Origin of the sequence: Zeaxanthinibacter sp. PT1 (assembly GCF_028464225.1) — a bacterium.
Classification (GTDB): domain Bacteria; phylum Bacteroidota; class Bacteroidia; order Flavobacteriales; family Flavobacteriaceae; genus Zeaxanthinibacter.
The window spans coordinates 718,484-734,693 of the sequence record NZ_JAQPCN010000001.1 but is presented as its reverse complement, the minus strand read 5'-3'; the positions used below and the strand labels follow the sequence as shown (position 1 = coordinate 734,693).

15 protein-coding genes are annotated in these 16,210 nt (G+C 45.1%); 12 read left to right on the top strand and 3 right to left on the bottom strand.

The window, feature by feature from the left end:
- Position 1: 1 nt before the first annotated feature.
- On the bottom strand, positions 2–670 hold the full coding sequence (locus PP178_RS03195; RefSeq protein ID WP_272592864.1) for a succinate dehydrogenase cytochrome b subunit: 669 nt from the start codon (positions 668–670) through the stop codon (positions 2–4).
- A gap of 243 nt (positions 671–913) precedes the next feature.
- On the opposite strand from PP178_RS03195, the gene PP178_RS03190 reads away from it, so the two are divergent.
- Together PP178_RS03190 and PP178_RS03185 are read left to right on the top strand one after the other, a co-directional pair.
- Positions 914–1,807 (top strand): RimK family alpha-L-glutamate ligase, encoded by an 894-nt coding sequence (locus PP178_RS03190; protein ID WP_272592863.1) that lies wholly within the window; start codon positions 914–916, stop codon positions 1,805–1,807.
- Positions 1,808–1,902: 95 nt separating this feature from the next.
- Positions 1,903–3,195 (top strand): aminopeptidase P family protein, encoded by a 1,293-nt coding sequence (locus tag PP178_RS03185; protein WP_272592862.1) that lies wholly within the window; start codon positions 1,903–1,905, stop codon positions 3,193–3,195.
- Between the two features lie 156 nt (positions 3,196–3,351).
- On the opposite strand, the gene brnQ is transcribed toward PP178_RS03185, so the two are convergent.
- Positions 3,352–4,644 carry a branched-chain amino acid transport system II carrier protein gene (brnQ, locus tag PP178_RS03180; RefSeq protein WP_272592861.1) on the bottom strand — a complete coding sequence of 431 codons (1,293 nt, stop codon included), beginning with the start codon at positions 4,642–4,644 and terminating at the stop codon, positions 3,352–3,354.
- 261 nt (positions 4,645–4,905) lie between these two features.
- Between brnQ and PP178_RS03175 the strand changes: the two genes are divergently transcribed.
- Complete coding sequence (locus tag PP178_RS03175; protein WP_272592860.1) at positions 4,906–5,112, top strand: hypothetical protein; 207 nt, start codon at positions 4,906–4,908, stop codon at positions 5,110–5,112.
- A 12-nt stretch (positions 5,113–5,124) separates the two neighbouring features.
- Here PP178_RS03175 and thiL read toward each other — a convergent pair whose 3' ends face one another.
- Positions 5,125–6,174 carry a thiamine-phosphate kinase gene (gene thiL / locus PP178_RS03170; protein WP_272592859.1) on the bottom strand — a complete coding sequence of 350 codons (1,050 nt, stop codon included), beginning with the start codon at positions 6,172–6,174 and terminating at the stop codon, positions 5,125–5,127.
- A 77-nt stretch (positions 6,175–6,251) separates the two neighbouring features.
- Here thiL and PP178_RS03165 point away from each other — a divergent pair, with 77 nt between their 5' ends.
- From PP178_RS03165 to PP178_RS03125, 9 genes are all read left to right on the top strand, one after another.
- The gene (locus PP178_RS03165; RefSeq protein WP_272592858.1) at positions 6,252–7,499 is read left to right on the top strand and encodes a choice-of-anchor B family protein; all 1,248 of its coding nucleotides are present in this window, start codon (positions 6,252–6,254) and stop codon (positions 7,497–7,499) included.
- Positions 7,500–7,533: 34 nt separating this feature from the next.
- A complete protein-coding gene (locus PP178_RS03160; RefSeq protein WP_272592857.1) occupies positions 7,534–8,907 on the top strand; it encodes a hypothetical protein in 1,374 nt (457 codons plus the stop codon).
- A gap of 60 nt (positions 8,908–8,967) precedes the next feature.
- Complete coding sequence (locus PP178_RS03155) at positions 8,968–9,207, top strand: hypothetical protein (protein ID WP_272592856.1); 240 nt, start codon at positions 8,968–8,970, stop codon at positions 9,205–9,207.
- Positions 9,208–9,450: 243 nt separating this feature from the next.
- Positions 9,451–9,780 carry a HesB/IscA family protein gene (locus PP178_RS03150; RefSeq protein WP_272592855.1) on the top strand — a complete coding sequence of 110 codons (330 nt, stop codon included), beginning with the start codon at positions 9,451–9,453 and terminating at the stop codon, positions 9,778–9,780.
- A gap of 60 nt (positions 9,781–9,840) precedes the next feature.
- Positions 9,841–11,286, top strand: coding sequence for a Fe-S cluster assembly protein SufB (gene sufB / locus PP178_RS03145; RefSeq protein ID WP_272592854.1), 1,446 nt, complete (start codon positions 9,841–9,843; stop codon positions 11,284–11,286).
- A 23-nt stretch (positions 11,287–11,309) separates the two neighbouring features.
- Positions 11,310–12,062 (top strand): Fe-S cluster assembly ATPase SufC, encoded by a 753-nt coding sequence (gene sufC / locus PP178_RS03140; RefSeq protein ID WP_272592853.1) that lies wholly within the window; start codon positions 11,310–11,312, stop codon positions 12,060–12,062.
- Positions 12,063–12,133: 71 nt separating this feature from the next.
- Positions 12,134–13,450, top strand: coding sequence for a Fe-S cluster assembly protein SufD (gene sufD, locus PP178_RS03135; protein ID WP_272592852.1), 1,317 nt, complete (start codon positions 12,134–12,136; stop codon positions 13,448–13,450).
- A gap of 18 nt (positions 13,451–13,468) precedes the next feature.
- Positions 13,469–14,695 carry an aminotransferase class V-fold PLP-dependent enzyme gene (locus tag PP178_RS03130; RefSeq protein WP_272592851.1) on the top strand — a complete coding sequence of 409 codons (1,227 nt, stop codon included), beginning with the start codon at positions 13,469–13,471 and terminating at the stop codon, positions 14,693–14,695.
- A gap of 194 nt (positions 14,696–14,889) precedes the next feature.
- The gene (locus tag PP178_RS03125; RefSeq protein ID WP_272592850.1) at positions 14,890–15,981 is read left to right on the top strand and encodes a zinc metalloprotease; all 1,092 of its coding nucleotides are present in this window, start codon (positions 14,890–14,892) and stop codon (positions 15,979–15,981) included.
- Positions 15,982–16,210 lie beyond the last annotated feature (229 nt).

Genomic DNA, 16,210 nt, shown 5'->3' with positions numbered 1-16,210 from the left:
CTTAATGAGTTATAGGGTTAAAGTGATGATAAAGTGCGATAAATATGAACCCGGCAGGGATCGCTATCGCGTATATTTTGGTAAAAGTCTGAAGTCCGGCGCTGTACTTGTTATTCCATCCCATAGATTGGAAAGAAGAAGAAAAGCCGTGCCAGAGGTGCATTGCAAGAAGCACAAAGGCGATAACATAAATTACGGTTCGCCAGATAGGTTCAAATTTTTCAACGGTTTCCGCGTAATAGCGTGTTGGGTCTTCGGGATTGCTTTCCAGGTATTTGTAGGCCATCTCGTGCACCCAGAAATCGTACATGTGCAATCCAAGGAAAGCGAGTACAACTAAGCCGGTAACGATCATGTTCCGCGATGTCCAGGGAGCGTTGGCGCTACCATTATATCGCACATAACCGATCTTCCTCGATCGGTTGTTCTGGATCTCCAGGGCGATCCCCATTACGAAATGTATAATGATTCCCGCGACCAGGATGGGTTGAAGAATATACTGTACCAATGGGTTATACCCCATAAAATGCGACCACTCGTTAAAAGTGTCGGGTGCAATTACAGACGTAAGGTTAATGGTAAAGTGCTGCGCTAAAAAGAGGACTAAAAAAAGACCGGAAAGTGCCATTACCACTTTTCTGGCAATGGAAGAGGAGATTAATGCACTCATTCGTTTAGATAGTTTTTACAAAAATAGGTTACTGGCCTATTATTAACAAACTTTGCAGTTCGTGGCGGCGTATTTAGAACCAGTATAATATAGCATTGCAAAGATAATGCGTTTAATAAAAATGTAAAAAAATTAAACAAATATCTTGCGGCTGTATCCTAAGATATGGAATTTGGAGTTTTAAAGTGCTGACTGTGATTTATTTATCGGATATTAGGGAGACAAACTGCCTTTGGATTTCTCATGGATATAGGACTATTATCAGTCAGTCGGAATGTATATTCCACGCATCGCATCGCGGAAGAAGCGCAGCGTAGGGATCATTATATAGAGTTGATAGATCACATGCGCTGTTCAGTACAACTCGGGAACGGAGCTCCCAGGATTTTCCTGGATAAGGATGAGATCACCCACTCTTTTGATGCCATCATTCCAAGGATAGGTACCAAGGTAACCGCTCACGGTGCCATGGTAGTCAAGCAATTTGAACTGAATGGTATTTTTTCTTCGGCAAGTTCAGGAGGTATCACCCGGGCCAGGAATAAGGTGAAGACGTTACAGCTGCTGTCACGCAAGAAGATCCCTATTGTCCCTACCCTTATCACTGTTAATCCTTCGACCTTAGAAGAACAGATAGATTTGTTAGGAGGACCGCCGGTGATCATCAAGTTGCAGGAAGGTACCCAGGGAATAGGAGTAATCCTGGCAGAGACAACACGTTCGGCAAGATCTATTGTCGATACCCTGAACCACCTGGATACCGATATTTTAATACAGAAATATATCGAGGAGTCTAATGGCGAAGACCTGCGTTTGTTTGTCGTCGGGCAAAAAGTAGTAGGGAGTATGAAACGGTTTAGTGCGGTCGGGGATTTTCGTTCCAACATGCATCGCGGAGGTTCTGCAGAAGCCATCATCCCTACCGCCCAGGAATCACATATGGCTCTGAAAGCGGTAAAACACCTGGGGCTGGGTATTGCCGGGGTAGACATGGTTCGTTCTCACAATGGGCCCTTGTTATTAGAGGTTAATGCATCCCCGGGCCTGGAAGCATTGGAGGCAGCGACGAGTAAGAATATCGCTAAGGAGATCGTATGCTTCGTGGAAAAGAATGCTAAAATCAAAAAGACTTTATAGATCCCGGAGACGGCTGTGAAGGTTCGTGGAAATGATCTCCCGGGTTTTGCGGACTTGGGACGAATAGCTATTTTTGGCAAAATCCACTTAAGTACATGAGATACGCACAGATACCGAATTCACTATTTATTAAGAACAGGAAAAAATTCATGGACCGCATGCGTCCTAAAAGCCTAGCCGTTTTTAATTCGAACGATATATACCCAATTGGCGCAGACAGCACCATGCCTTTTCAGCAACAACGCGATATTTTTTACCTAAGCGGTGCAGACCAGGAGGAGACCAAACTATTACTTTTCCCCGATGCCATTGAAAAGAAACACCGTGAGATCTTATTTGTAAGAGAAACCAATGATCATATAGCGGTTTGGGAAGGAGAAAAATTAACCAAGGAAAAAGCAACCGAGGTTTCCGGGATAGAAACGGTGTACTGGCTTAAAGAGTTTGATAAGGTCTTTTATGACCTGATGACCGAAGCGGAACTGATCTATTTCAATACCAACGAGCACTATCGCCAGTCCGTGGAGACTCAGACCAGGGAAGATCGCTTTATCGCTAAAGTAAAAGAAGACTTTCCTGCGCACAGCTGGGGGAGGAGCAATCCTATCCTGCAGGAAATCAGGGGAACCAAAGAGCCGGAAGAGTTGGAGATTATGCAGCAGGCCTGCAATATCACTGAAAAAGGGATACGGCGGGTATTGAAATTCCTGAAGCCTGGAGTTTGGGAATACGAGATAGAAGCAGAATTGATGCACGAATTCCTGTCTAACCGTTCCAGGGGCTTCGCATATACTCCCATTATCGCTTCGGGAAATAATGCTAACGTGCTTCATTATGTAGAGAACAAGAACCAGTGCCAGGATGGGGATCTCATCCTGATGGATGTGGGGGCCACCTACGCCAATTACGCCAGTGACTTGTCCAGGACATTCCCGGTGAACGGAAGATTTACCAAGAGGCAGCGCGAGGTTTATGACGCTGTTCTGCGGGTGAAGAATGATGCTACCAAAATGTTAGTGCCAGGTACCCTTTGGGCCGAGTATCACAAGGAAGTCGGAAAACTGATGACGTCAGAATTATTGGGGCTGAAGTTGCTGGATAAGGCAGACGTACAGAATGAAGATAAAAACTGGCCTGCCTACAAGAAGTATTTTATGCATGGCACCAGCCATCATATTGGTTTAGACACCCATGATTACGGCCCGTTAAAAACACCGATGAATGCCAATATGGTATTCACTGTGGAGCCGGGAATCTATATCCCTGAGGAAGGGTTTGGAATACGCCTTGAAGACGATGTTGTTGTACAGGAGCAGGGTGAGCCCTTTAACCTGATGAGAGATATACCTATAGAGGCAGAAGAGATTGAAGAGATCATGAACAAGTAAAAGGATTCTCTTACTATAGAGATTTAATTTATTAAGGAGCAGGATCTGATATAAGGTTTTGCTCCTTTCTTTTTGTATCGTATTTATAAAACGCTGCAGCTGCAAGCTTACTGCAGGCAATCCGGCTATCTTACGATCAAGGGGAGGGGGGGTTATTTAACCCCCTTGCTTTTTCCAATCATTTTTTCGACTAAACAGGTTGCCTCCCAGGAAGACTAGGAAAGACGGTAAAACCCATCCCAGGCTATACCCGCTTAAAGGAATCCAATTCGCAGACCGCTCGCTGAGACCAATAAATCCCAGGCTGTTGATGAAGTCGGGAGTACTGAAAAGAATAGTGGTGATGATCACAGATCGAAAAACCAAAGGAGAAGCAAATCGCTCCGGTAAGACATTGAGTAAAATGAGTACAATGGTCACCGGGTAGATAAACATCAGGGCAGGCAATGCCAGGTCTATAATGATCCCAACATTGAGCTGTCCTACCAGTATGCCCAGCAAACAAGCTGTAAGGGCTGTATAGAGATACGACTTAGGTTGATTTGGAAAGCGCGATCGTACAAAATCAGAGGCGCCGGTAACAATGCCAACTGCCGTGGTGAAACACGCCAGGCTTACGAGCAGGCTGAGGAATATATTGGCTGTTTTTCCTAAGGTTACCTGGCTGATACCCGTGAGCAATGCTGTCCTGCTAATGTCTGCAGGGAAAGATTCATGCAGGAGTGCCCCGCTAAGAATCAAACCCGTATAAATGCTCAACAGGCCTAGGCCGGCCAGGAACCCGGCCCTGCCGATAAGTTGTTTTTTCAGTTCGTAGGTTCTATCTTTTTTCTGCAGGTTAATCGAAACGATGATCACACCCCCGACAACGACTGCCCCGATAGCGTCAAAAGTCTGGTATCCCTCCAATACACCGTGAGAAAACGGACTATTGAAACCCGTGCTGCCAAAATTTAATGGAAAATCGTATATACTTATCCCGATGACCAGAAGAAGAATGAGTAAAATGGCCGGCGTCAGCCATTTACCGATCAGGTCCAATAACCTGGATCGGTTGATCACGAAGACGAAAACTAAAGTAAAATAGCACACGCTGGTGAATAAGGGTGAACTGCCAAAAAGAGGTTCAATAGCCATTTCATGGGTTACGGCAGCGGTCCTCGGTGATGGCAAGGCCACGGATATGGTGTAGATCAGGATACAATATACCAGGCTGAAGAGTGGGGACACCTTGCTGGCAAATTCAAAAAGACCGCCCTGAATACGGGCGTGGGCAAGAATGCCCAGTACGGGAATGCAAACAGCAGAAAGGCAGAAGCCCAAAGCGACGAGCCACCATCCTTCCCCGGACAAAAACCCTAACTGGGGTGGCAGGATGAGGTTTCCCGCACCGAAGAATAAGGAGAATAATGCAAAAGCGGTGACCAAAGTTTCCTTTGTGAATCTCATGAGAATAAATAAGGGCGGAAGTTAATGAAAAAGTGGATTTCAGGAGTTCATTAACACAGCGTATAGCCGTCTTATTTTATTATTAATAATGCGATTCATCGAAAAAATCTAAAAATCAGCCAGATGACTCAATAATCCGGTAATTCTGTTCGTTAATTGATAAGTAGACTAAAACTTACTATTATTCGACAAAACTATTATGTTCAACTATTGTAATCGGCAGTCCCCAAATCTACCATTGCATACCTAAAAACCTTCCTTATGAAAAAAGTATTCTGCAACATCTTCGGTCACCACTACACGGTTTCCAAGAAGGTAACTTCCCACATCAAAGAGTACAAGTGCGTTCATTGTAACAAAGAAGTAACCACAGACGTAAGTGGTAACCTTTCTACTTTGACACCAGAATTACAGGATATCAACAGAACATTGGAGAACCTGTATCAGAAAAGACACCGGATCGCTTAATAGCGACCCTGCTTATGTTTTGGCAAACGTGTTCCAACCCTGTGCGGTGATTGGAATTTGAGCATCATTCCTGGAGATCAAGTAAGCATTTTCCTTATCGGCCGTCATATGCCCCACGACAGTCAGGTTCGGATTGCCCTTGATTTTCGGGAATTCTTTTTGGTCAATGGTGAATAGTAATTCATAATCCTCCCCTCCGCTCATCGCCACTAAGGTACTGTCCAGGCCAAATTCCTCACAGGCAGAGATGACCGTAGGATCCAGGGGAATTTTGTCTTCATATACATGACAACCTACCCCACTTTCTTTGCAAAGATGAAGGATCTCCGAGGAGAGTCCGTCGCTGATGTCGATCATCGAAGTAGGTTTTACATCCAGTTCTTTCAATAGCCCTATGATATCCTTGCGTGCTTCCGGTTTTAATTGCCTTTCAACAACATAGCTGTAGGGCTCAAGATCGGGCTGGTGGTTAGGGTTTACTTTAAAAACTTCGTTTTCCCGTTCCAGCACCTGCAATCCAAGGTATGCGCCACCGAGGTCTCCCGTAACCACGAGGAGGTCGTGCTCTTTGGCACCACTGCGATAAACTATCCCATCTTCCTTCACCTTTCCAATGGCCGTTACGCTGATCAGCATTCCCTTGGTAGAAGAAGTGGTATCGCCACCCACCACGTCAACATCGTAAAGCTTTGCCGCCATGGCTACACCCTCGTAAAACTCTTCCAGTGCTTCTAACGGGAATCGATTAGATACGGCGATGGATACAGTAACCTGGGTAGCTTCTGCATTCATAGCATAGATATCTGAAAGATTGACCATGATACTTTTATACCCAAGGTGTTTTAAAGGCATATAGGCGAGGTTAAAATGCACGCCTTCTACCAGTAAGTCGGTACTTATTACCGTCCTGTGATCTTTAAAATCCAGTACTGCAGCATCGTCCCCGATTCCTTTTATGGTGGATTCCTGTGACGGTTTAAACCCTTTGGTCAAGTGGTCGATCAGGCCAAATTCGCCCATGGACTCTAATGGAGTTTTCTCTTGATTCTTATCTTCTAACATGCTGCAAAAATAAGGAGGATATCATATATATCTTATCTTTATTGCGATAAACCCTGCTTTAATTGGGTTTCCCTGCTATGAAGTACAGCCTTAAATTTTTCCTGCTTTTTATTCTTGCTTTCTCTTGTTCTAAAACCGACTCCTTAAATGATCCCACCCCGGACCCGGATGGGGACGGAAATGAGGTTGTGAAAGACCCGGTAAGCTATACCCCATGTGAAGATGGTTTTGCCGGGACCTATCCCTGTAACGATTACGATCTCATAGGGAGGGTAACCCTGCAGGATATGGGTGCGACTGCCGGTAACGATATTTGGGGTTGGACAGACCCTGTCACAACAAGGGAGTATGCCTTAGTAGGAGTGGATAATGGGACGGCTTTTGTCGATATTACGGACGAGGAGCAACTGGTTTACCTGGGGAAGCTGCCCACGGCTACTCAGGCGAGTACCTGGCGTGATTTAAAAGTCCATGATAATTACGTCTTTATAGTCTCTGAAGCAGAGAATCACGGTATGCAGGTATTTGACCTCACCAAATTACGCGATGTGGATAACCCTCCTGTCACTTTCACGGCAGATGCGCGATATACTGGTTTTGGTAATGCTCATAATATTGCCATAGTCCCCGGTCTTGAAATGGCGTACGCAGTTGGGACTGCGAGGAACGACATCTACAGTGGGGGAGTTCATTTTATCGATATATCGGACCCGTTAAATCCACAATTGGCAGGGGGTTACGGGGAACAAGGGTATATGCACGATGTACAGGTAGTGAGCTATTCAGGGCCAGATCCGGATTACCAGGGGCGAGAAATACTGATCGGTGCGAACGAGGACCGCCTGGTGATCGCTGATGTTACGGATACAGCAAACCCTGTTACCTTATCTACATTAGCCTATCCAAATACAGCGTATACGCACCAGGGATGGTTTACTGAGGATCAGAAATTCTTTATCCTGGGAGATGAATTAGACGAGGTGAATTTTGGTTTTGATTCAAGGACCCTTGTGTTCGATTTTACTGACCTGGACCAGCCTTCCCTGCATATGAGCTATACCGGGCCTAGTCCGGCGATCGATCATAATGGCTATGTTCTCGGAGATCGTTATTACCTGGCTAATTATACCGCGGGTTTGCGTGTACTCGATATTTCCGGCATTGGCAACTCGGACATATCCGAGCTGGGATATTTTGACACCTACCCAGCCACTAACAGTACTGTTTTTAATGGTTTGTGGAGCGTTTACCCTTATTTTGAAAGTGGGAAGCTGCTGCTTGGGGATATTGATTCCGGCCTGTTTGTTGTGAAAAAATCCCTATAAACCCTGTGCGGGTTCTTAGGTTTACCTTATTCTAATGATGAAAAAATTTATTTTAGGATGGCTACTGCTGCTGTATGGATGCAGTGCTGATCTTCTGCCTGCAGATGATGAAGTGGCCGAAAGGAAGGTTTCGGTATTCAGTGGTGGGACTGATTGGATGCAGCTATATGGTGGTTCTGCCGAAGATGGCTTTCATGCGGTTATCAGTACCACTGATGGGGGATTTGCAGCCCTTGGTTATTCCCGGAGTACAGATGGCGAATTGAGCGGGAAGGTGACAGAAGCAACGGATTTCTGGCTGATGAAAGCAGATGCTTCCGGGACGGTCAGCTGGAGTCGCTCTTACGGTGGTACCAAGGAAGACCTTGGGCAATCACTGGTACAGACCAAAGACGGCGGTTATGCCGTGATAGGCTATGCCATGAGCGACGATGGTGATGCGAGCAATAATGAAGGATTTCACGATAACTGGATCCTGAAACTGGATGAATCAGGAAACGTGGAATGGCAAAAAAGTTTTGGCTATGTCGGTCACGATCACGCCTATGACCTTGTGCAGACTGACGATGGGGGATTTTTCTTTGTGGGATTTCTCGATGTAACTGCAGCCAATGGCCAGGGCAACGACGGAAAAGCGCCTTTCCTTACCCGCCACGGGGTTGGAGAGTTCTGGGCTACCAAATTAGGGCCGGATGGTCAGCTTCAGTGGCGTAGGTATTTTGGAGGCAGCAATAACGACCGCGCACATGCAGTGGCTAAAGCCCGGGATGGAGGTTTTGTAATAACGGGCTTTTCGGAGAGCGACGATTTTGATGTTTCCGGAAGTAAAGGCAGTTATGATTTCTGGGTTCTGAAGATCAGTGATATAGGAGAGCTGTTGTGGGAACGATCTTATGGCGGAAGTGGGATTGAAATATCTTATGATATCGCGGCCACTGAAGATGGAGGCTATGTCATCGTAGGGAACAGCATTAATGGCGATGGTGATGTGAGTGTGAACTATGGTGAATCTGATGTATGGATTATAAAAATAGATGACAATGGCAGCCTGTTGTGGGAGCGAAGCATAGGGGGAACTGGATTTGATACTGCCAGAAGCATAAATACGGGAAGTAACGGGGACCTGATCATCAGCGGTTACTCTAATAGTTCTGATGGACACCTGCATATGAATTACGGGGAGAATGATGCCTGGGTGATCAGAACTAATCAACAAGGCGAACTGATCTGGAAAGGCTCTTATGGAGGGTCGGGGATGGACCTTGGATTTAGTGCGGTTGAGGTTTCTAATAAAGACATACTGCTGGTGGGCGAATCTGCAAGCCCGGACTGGGTAGGAACCCACCATAAAGGAGCTACCGATGGCTTTGTCATACGCCTGCGATCCGGGAGACGATCCAGGAATTAGTTTGGCTATCCTATTGAATATTTGTACTTTACATTTTTCTAACTAAAAACATAAACACTAATGAAAAAAGTACTAATAACACTCTGCCTGGGAGTTTTTATGCTGGGCACAATCAGCTCTTGCCGGGAGACCAAAGAGAAAGAAATTGAAGTTGAAAGCACCATTGAAGATGATGATGCTTTTGAGGATATGGGGGAAGAAATTGACGAGGCCCGTGAAGCCGGCGAAGAAGCCAGGGAAGAAATGAAAGAAGCAAAAGAGGAGATCGAGGAGAATATGGAAGATATGACAGATGATTAATTCATAGGTATATCAAGAGCAGAATCGGCAGCCCGTTGCTTTTAGCAGGGGGCTGTCGTTTTTTTTAGTACGCATCCCAAGGATAGTTTTATTGTCATATTCTGAACATTTCCCCTTTAAAACCAAGGCTTTTATATATAAGTAAAGTTTATCCCCTTATTCGTTATATTAATGTTAGTGCCTATGGTTAAACACTGTATTTACCCTATCTTTGTGGCCTATTTAGAATTAATCCATTTAATTATGATCAAAGTTTCTGATACAGCCAAAAACAAAGTGGTGGCGCTTATGAGTGAAGAGGGCTTTGATGCCGCCAGGGACTATGTCCGGGTTGGCGTAAAGAGCGGTGGCTGCAGCGGCCTCTCCTACGAATTGAAGTTTGATAATACAATTGCTGAAACCGATAAGTTATTTGAAGATAACGCGGTTAAAATTTTAGTTGATAAAAAAAGTTTCCTGTACCTGGTAGGAACGGTATTGGAATATTCAGGGGGTCTCAATGGTAAGGGTTTTGTATTCAACAACCCGAACGCCCAGCGGACCTGTGGATGTGGTGAAAGTTTCTCCCTGTAATTAATGACCTGGTAGGCACTGATTATTAAAATCGGCACCTGTTAGTGAAAATGAAAACAAATGGCATACACTGAAGAAGAATTAAAAAAGGAGTTAGAAACCAAGGAATACGAGTATGGTTTCTACACGGATATTGAATCGGAGACCTTTCCAAATGGTCTTAACGAGGAGATCGTCGTGGCCATTTCCAAGAAAAAGGAAGAGCCGGAATGGATGACGGAATGGCGACTGGAATCTTTCCGTTACTGGAAAGAAATGGTAGAGCCGGAATGGGCTAATGTGCATTACACCAAGCCTGATTTCCAGGCGATATCTTACTATTCTGCTCCGAATAAGAAGCCTAAGTATAACAGCCTAGATGAGGTAGACCCCGAATTGCTGTCTACATTTGAGCGTTTGGGGATTTCCCTGGACGAACAGAAGAAGTTGGCAGGAGTTGCGATGGATATCGTGATGGACTCTGTATCTGTTGCCACTACTTTTAAAAAGACGCTGGCAGAAAAAGGAATTATATTCTGCTCTATTTCTGAAGCGATCAAAGAACACCCGGAGCTGGTCAAGAAATATATCGGGACTGTAGTGCCACAGAAAGATAATTTCTATGCCGCACTTAACTCGGCCGTGTTTTCTGACGGATCGTTCTGCTATATTCCAAAAGGGGTTCGATGCCCGATGGAACTTTCAACTTACTTCAGGATCAACCAGGCCGGAACCGGGCAATTTGAACGTACCCTGGTGATTGCCGATGAAGGAAGTTACGTAAGTTACCTGGAAGGGTGTACTGCGCCTTCCAGGGATGAAAACCAGCTGCACGCGGCGGTGGTAGAACTTATCGCCCTGGATGACGCTGAAATAAAATATTCAACCGTACAGAATTGGTTCCCCGGTGATAAGAGCGGAAAAGGCGGAGTCTATAATTTTGTGACCAAGAGAGGTATTTGCGAAAAGAATGCCAAGATCAGCTGGACCCAGGTTGAAACCGGTTCTGCAGTTACCTGGAAATACCCTTCCTGTATCCTGAAAGGGGATAACTCGATAGGGGAATTTTACTCTATCGCGGTGACTAATAACTACCAACAGGCCGATACGGGAACTAAGATGATCCACTTGGGGAAAAATACCAAGAGTACGATCATATCCAAGGGGATCTCCGCGGGGAAATCCCAGAACAGCTATCGTGGATTGGTGCAGGTGAACAGCAGGGCGGAGAACGCCAGGAACTTTTCACAGTGCGATTCTCTCCTTATGGGAAATGAATGTGGTGCACATACCTTCCCATATATCGAGACCAAGAACAAGACTGCCCAGATAGAACACGAAGCGACGACCAGTAAAATTGGTGAGGACCAGATTTTTTACTGTAACCAGCGTGGGATAGACACGGAAAAAGCTATAGCCCTGATCGTGAATGGATTCAGTAAGGAAGTACTGAATAAGCTTCCGATGGAATTCGCGGTAGAGGCACAGAAATTATTAGAAATCAGCCTTGAGGGATCAGTAGGCTAAACATAAATAAACAGAACAGAGTAATGCTGAAAATTAAAGATTTACACGCCAAGGTAGAAGATAAGGAAATCCTGAAGGGGATTAACCTGGAGTTGAATGCCGGAGAAGTACATGCTATCATGGGGCCTAACGGTTCCGGTAAGAGTACCCTTGCGTCAGTAATTGCGGGTAAAGAAGAATTTGAGATCACCAAAGGTGGCGTTTTCTTTGAGAACGAAGACCTGGAAGATACTGCACCTGAAGAGCGGGCGCATAAAGGAATCTTCTTGTCGTTCCAATACCCTGTAGAGATACCCGGGGTATCTGTAACTAATTTTATGAAAACGGCCATTAACGAATCACGCAAGGCCAGGGGGATGGAAGACATGCCTGCCAATGAAATGCTGAAACTGATTCGCGAGAAATCCGAGATGTTGGATATTGATCGTAAGTTCCTTTCACGATCCCTGAACGAAGGATTTTCCGGGGGAGAGAAAAAGCGGAACGAAATTTTCCAAATGGCTATGCTGGAGCCTAAACTGGCTATCCTTGATGAAACCGATTCCGGGCTGGATATCGATGCCTTAAGGATCGTTGCGAACGGGGTGAACAAACTGCGTAGCAAGGATAACGCCGTGCTCGTCATTACCCATTACCAGCGCTTGCTGGAATACATCGTTCCGGATTTTGTACATGTACTTCACGACGGAAAGATCGTGAAATCAGGTGATAAGGCCCTCGCCCTGGAATTAGAAGAAAAAGGGTACGACTGGCTAAAGCAGGAATCAGCAGTATAAATTTGTAGCAGGTCCGGGCACCTGTCATAGGCGCCTCTATATGCACCTGCAGTTGAAGACACAGAATGATTATGGATTTGAAAGATAAATTGGTCTCTTCTTTTATGGCCTTTGAGAATACGATAGACGTGGAACATCCGATTCACGACATCCGCTCAGAAGCCATTAAGAACTTTGAAAGCAAAGGCTTCCCGAGTAAAAAGGACGAGGCCTGGAAATATACTTCGCTCAACAGTTTACAAAAGGTGGATTTCAGCATCTTCCCGAAAGAGGAAAACACGCTGGAATACAGCCAGGTGAAAAAATATTTCCTGCACGAGATTGATACCTATAAAATTGTTTTTATCGATGGGATATACAGTTCTTATCTCTCGGAGACTACCCATGACGGTGTAGATATCTGCTTAATGAGTTCTGCACTGACAAAACCCATGTACCAGCAGGTAATGGATCTCTACTTTAATAAGGTAGCTTCTAAGGAAGAGTCGCTGACCACGCTGAATACAGCTTTCAGCAGGGAAGGGGCCTATATTTATATTCCCAAGAATAAAATGCCTAAAAAACCTGTAGAGATCATCCATTTTGCTACGGGGAACGAGGCTTCTTTACTGCTTCAACCCAGGAATCTTATCGTGGTAGAAGAAAATGCGGAGTTGCAGGTCATTGAACGCCATCAAAGCCTGACTAAAAACGAAGTGTTTACCAATTCCGTCACCGAGATCTTCGCGGATAAAAGTGCTATCATTGATTATTACAAGGTGCAGAACAACAACGCTGCCGCTTCTATGATAGACAATACGTATATCTCGCAGAAGAATACCAGTAATGTAAGTGTACATACCTTTTCTTTTGGAGGAAAACTGACGAGGAACAACCTGAATTTCTTTCAGAACGGCGAGCATATCAACTCTACCATGAAAGGGGTTACCATACTCGGAGACAAGCAGCATGTGGATCACCATACCCTGGTACACCATAGGCAGCCTAATTGTGAGAGTCACCAGGATTACAAGGGAATCTACGGGGAGAACTCCACCGGGGTCTTTAACGGGAAGATCATCGTAGATAAGATTGCCCAGAAGACCAATGCATTCCAGCAGAACAATAATGTGCTGGTGAGCGATAAGGCTACCATCAATACCAAGCCACAGTTGGAGATCTTCGCCGATGACGTAAAATGTTCTCACGGTTGTACCATCGGGCAGTTAGATGAGGATGCTTTATTCTACCTGCAGACGAGGGGGATCCCTCAGAAAGAAGCTCGCGCTTTGCTGATGTATGCTTTTGCCAATAATGTTTTGCAGAGTGTACGCATTCCTGAGCTTAAGAAACGTATCAATAAACTTATCGCGACAAAACTGGGGGTCCGCCTCGGATTTGAACTTTAATCAAGCAAAATATATAGCATGCAAGCCACTACCCTGGATGTAACCGCCATCAGAAAAGATTTCCCTATCCTGGAAAGGAAAGTGAATGGTTACCCCTTGGTATATCTTGACAATGCAGCTACTTCACAGACTCCAAAACAGGTGATCGATGTGATTGTAGATTACTATAGCCGTTACAACGCGAACATTCATCGCGGGGTGCATGCCTTGTCCCAGGAAGCTACTGATGCCTACGAGCAGGCCAGGGAGAAGATTCGCGCTCATTTTAATGCCGGGCATACCCACGAGATTATTTTTACCTCCGGAACCACGGAGGCCATCAACCTGGTCGCTAACGGTTTCGGTTCATTGCTTAACAGTGGTGATGAAATCCTGGTTTCTGCCATGGAGCACCACTCCAACATAGTGCCTTGGCAGATGTTGTGTGAGAAGACCGGTGCTCTATTAAAGGTGATCCCGATGAACCAGGAGGGAGAACTGGAAATGCAGGCCTACGAGGAACTGCTGTCAGATCGCACAAAACTTGTTTTCTGCAACCATATTTCTAACGCCCTGGGGACCATTAACCCGGTTGAAGAGATTATACGGCTGGCGCACCAGGCAGGAGCAGCAGTATTGATAGACGGGGCGCAAGCTGCTCCTCATATCAGAGCAGACATGCAGAAACTGGATGTGGATTTTTATACCGTGTCTGCACACAAGCTTTGTGGCCCTACAGGGGTCGGGATGCTTTACGGTAAAGAAGAATGGTTGAAAAAGCTGCCTCCTTATAAGGGCGGGGGAGAAATGATTGCCGAGGTGACTTTTGAAAAGACCACCTATGCAGACCTGCCCCATAAATTTGAAGCCGGTACACCGAACATAGCCGGGGGGATAGCTTTTGGCGCTGCCCTGGATTACCTGAATGCAATTGGTATGCATGCCATAGCCCAGTATGAGCATGAATTATTGTCTTATGCAACCAAGAAGCTGTTGGCCATAGAGGGTCTCAAAATCTATGGAACCGCAGCGGAAAAGACCTCTGTTATTTCTTTTAACATAGACGGCATCCATCCCTATGATATCGGAACCCTTTTGGATAAAATGGGAATAGCCGTCCGTACAGGACATCATTGTGCACAACCCATAATGGACTTTTACCAGATTCCCGGTACGGTTAGAGCGAGCTTCAGTTTTTACAACTCCATGGAAGAAGTTGACCGCCTGGTCGACGGAGTTGTTAAAGCTAAAAGCATGTTATTGTAAGTCCCTTCTGAACACACCTTTTCTTAATTATCTTATTAGTACTCCGCCATGGTGCCGGCTGTTTTCAGGTCAAATTTCTTTTCATAAGTTGTTTTCAAGTATTTGCATTTAATCGAATTTTTTAACATTTCATTATGAATTTGTGATATTAATTCTATATTCCAACGAGAATTAATAATCTAAATCTAAAAAACATGAAGAAATGCTTACTGGCCATTTTAGGGATGGCCTTAATGGTGGTTTCCTGTCAGAAAGAAACGCCTAACGACCTCCAGCAATCCGCACAGGAGGTTGAGGTAGATATGAGCGACTTTTATTTATACACGGACGATGTAAGCCCATTCACCTCAAAAAACGGCACAAAATACTGTGCTACTATGCGGGTCCTGAATGAAAAGCTTCGTAAAAACCCGGGGCTGGAGCAACGTATGTACAATATAGAGAAGAATTCACGGAAATGGATGGCTGCCAAGAAGCCCGATAAAGCCGGCGGCGGTAATGGAAATGGTAACGGAGGGGGAGAGAATCCACCTCCACCACCGGAAGACGATGGGTTAGGAGTGATCAATATCCCGGTGGTTGTCCATGTGATATATAATGTCAACAATCCACAGGAAAACATATCGGATGCCCAGATTGCATCGCAGATCCAAATACTCAATGACGATTTTAATGCACAGAACAGTGATGTAAGTGGTGTACCTGCCGAGTTCGCTGATCTCGTGGCAGATTCTGACTTTAGTTTCAACCTGGTACAGACCATCAGAAAGTCTTCTACAAAAACATCATGGGGAACCAACGACGCCATGAAAAGATCCTCCAGTGGTGGATCAGACCCTGTAGATCCACAGAATAAACTCAATATTTGGGTATGTAATATTGGTGGTGGAATCCTGGGGTACGCACAATTTCCGGGTGGAAGTCCTGATACCGATGGTGTAGTTGTGGGGCCACAATTTTTTGGAGATACCGGCTATGTGCAATCACCATTTGACCAGGGTAGGACCACAACCCATGAAGTTGGACATTGGGTGAACTTGAGACATATTTGGGGCGACGGTCGCTGCCGACAGGATGATTTTGTAGCGGATACACCTACTTCTGACGGGCCTAATTACGGTTGTCCTAGTTACCCAACGGTAAACTGCCGATCTAACGACATGACGATGAATTATATGGATTATGTGGACGATGGCTGTATGTACATGTTTTCCGAGGGGCAGAAAAGCAGGATGCGCTCCATTTTCGCTTCCGGGGGGCCTCGGAACAGCTTTTTAGCCTTGTAAAGAAAAGGGAATTTTTCGGGGCTTCCTTATTGCTTTAATGGTATTGAAAGCCCAGAAATCAAAATTCTTATCGATACTCTTAATTTTATGTTAATAATTTTGTAACTTACTTTTTCAAATATTGGTAAATCAGTGTTTTACCAATATAAAGCAGGAGTAAAACTGCAAAATGAATTATCGAAAATATCGGTCTGTACACGATCATAAATTTAATTGCTCTACAGGTTTT

Bases quoted from the DNA above. Each gene is read 5' to 3' on its own strand.
- PP178_RS03125 (WP_272592850.1), top strand. From the start codon at position 14,890: ATGAAGAAATGCTTACTGGCCATTTTAGGGATGGCCTTAATGGTGGTT.
- sufB (WP_272592854.1), top strand. From the start codon at position 9,841: ATGGCATACACTGAAGAAGAATTAAAAAAGGAGTTAGAAACCAAGGAA.
- PP178_RS03195 (WP_272592864.1), bottom strand. From the start codon at position 670: ATGAGTGCATTAATCTCCTCTTCCATTGCCAGAAAAGTGGTAATGGCA.
- PP178_RS03155 (WP_272592856.1), top strand. From the start codon at position 8,968: ATGAAAAAAGTACTAATAACACTCTGCCTGGGAGTTTTTATGCTGGGC.
- thiL (WP_272592859.1), bottom strand. From the start codon at position 6,174: ATGTTAGAAGATAAGAATCAAGAGAAAACTCCATTAGAGTCCATGGGC.
- sufC (WP_272592853.1), top strand. From the start codon at position 11,310: ATGCTGAAAATTAAAGATTTACACGCCAAGGTAGAAGATAAGGAAATC.
- PP178_RS03185 (WP_272592862.1), top strand. From the start codon at position 1,903: ATGAGATACGCACAGATACCGAATTCACTATTTATTAAGAACAGGAAA.
- PP178_RS03190 (WP_272592863.1), top strand. From the start codon at position 914: ATGGATATAGGACTATTATCAGTCAGTCGGAATGTATATTCCACGCAT.
- PP178_RS03175 (WP_272592860.1), top strand. From the start codon at position 4,906: ATGAAAAAAGTATTCTGCAACATCTTCGGTCACCACTACACGGTTTCC.
- brnQ (WP_272592861.1), bottom strand. From the start codon at position 4,644: ATGAGATTCACAAAGGAAACTTTGGTCACCGCTTTTGCATTATTCTCC.
- PP178_RS03160 (WP_272592857.1), top strand. From the start codon at position 7,534: ATGATGAAAAAATTTATTTTAGGATGGCTACTGCTGCTGTATGGATGC.
- sufD (WP_272592852.1), top strand. From the start codon at position 12,134: ATGGATTTGAAAGATAAATTGGTCTCTTCTTTTATGGCCTTTGAGAAT.
- PP178_RS03165 (WP_272592858.1), top strand. From the start codon at position 6,252: ATGAAGTACAGCCTTAAATTTTTCCTGCTTTTTATTCTTGCTTTCTCT.
- PP178_RS03130 (WP_272592851.1), top strand. From the start codon at position 13,469: ATGCAAGCCACTACCCTGGATGTAACCGCCATCAGAAAAGATTTCCCT.
- PP178_RS03150 (WP_272592855.1), top strand. From the start codon at position 9,451: ATGATCAAAGTTTCTGATACAGCCAAAAACAAAGTGGTGGCGCTTATG.